The organism is Gordonia soli NBRC 108243, from assembly GCF_000334455.1.
GTDB classification, from domain to species: domain Bacteria; phylum Actinomycetota; class Actinomycetes; order Mycobacteriales; family Mycobacteriaceae; genus Gordonia; species Gordonia soli.
In genome coordinates, this window is sequence record NZ_BANX01000057.1 from 1 (window position 1) to 805 (window position 805).

An 805-nucleotide genomic window follows, 5' to 3' on the forward strand; every position below is an offset into this window, starting at 1 on the left:
GCCGAGTTCATTGCTTGGGCGCGTGAGGGTGTCCCGCAGCTACTCGCCGACCTGGACCGGGCCGAAGATCGAACGGTCCGAGACAGCGACCTCATCGCGGAGACCTGGCGCGTCCTCGGCGGTGACCCGTCCGGAAGCTGCCTTGATAGCGCTCGTCGGGTAGTCGCCGAGCGTGATGCTGCTCGCGCCACCCTCCAGCAGGTGCGGGAACAGCACACGACGGTCCTGCTGTGCATGAATCCGAGCCACAACAATCCCGATGCTGTGTGCCCGGAGTGTGTCGAGTATTGCGCCGCGTGCGATCAGCAGATGCCCTGCACCACGGTCCGCATTCTCGATGGAGGTGGGCAGCAGTGAGCGACGAACTCAAGCGCGACATCATGGCGGCAATTTCGCACCGACTGAAGCACGGGATACATCTCCACCACCGCGATTGCATTCACAACTTAGCTCCGGAAGAACAGATTGCGGTGCGCGGCAGGTCAGTCGAGTGGTGGATGACCGTGGTGGGCCGAATGCCTGAGCAGATCACCCCCGATCAGTGGGAGTGCGAACCGCCTATCGCCCCCTCTGGTCGTATCCCGAAGTCCGATGGAGGTGGGCAGCAGTGAGCGACAGCTACCACGGGATCATCCGCAAGATCAACGAGCCATCAGCACGCTCGACGGTCCACATCCCCGAGGCCGAATCCCTCGACCATGCAACGCGGCTGGTCAAGTCGCAGATGCCCAGCGACTACGAAATCGCCTGGCTCAGACGCCGACAGCCCAGTCCATTCCCGACGTCCGACGGGGGTGAGTCGTGA

The 805-nt window shown here is 63.2% G+C and carries 3 protein-coding genes; all 3 read left to right on the forward strand.

Translation table 11 applies throughout. From position 1 onward, the window contains the following. Positions 1-357: hypothetical protein (locus tag GS4_RS26035; protein WP_217997709.1), on the forward strand; the 357-nt coding region annotated here is incomplete at its 5' end. Then, complete coding sequence (locus tag GS4_RS24635; RefSeq protein ID WP_007625839.1) at positions 354-611, forward strand: hypothetical protein; 258 nt, start codon at positions 354-356, stop codon at positions 609-611. The genes GS4_RS26035 and GS4_RS24635, both read left to right, overlap by 4 nt. Beyond that, positions 608-805, forward strand: coding sequence for a hypothetical protein (locus GS4_RS24640; RefSeq protein ID WP_007625841.1), 198 nt, complete (start codon positions 608-610; stop codon positions 803-805). Before GS4_RS24635 ends, GS4_RS24640 begins: the two co-directional genes overlap by 4 nt.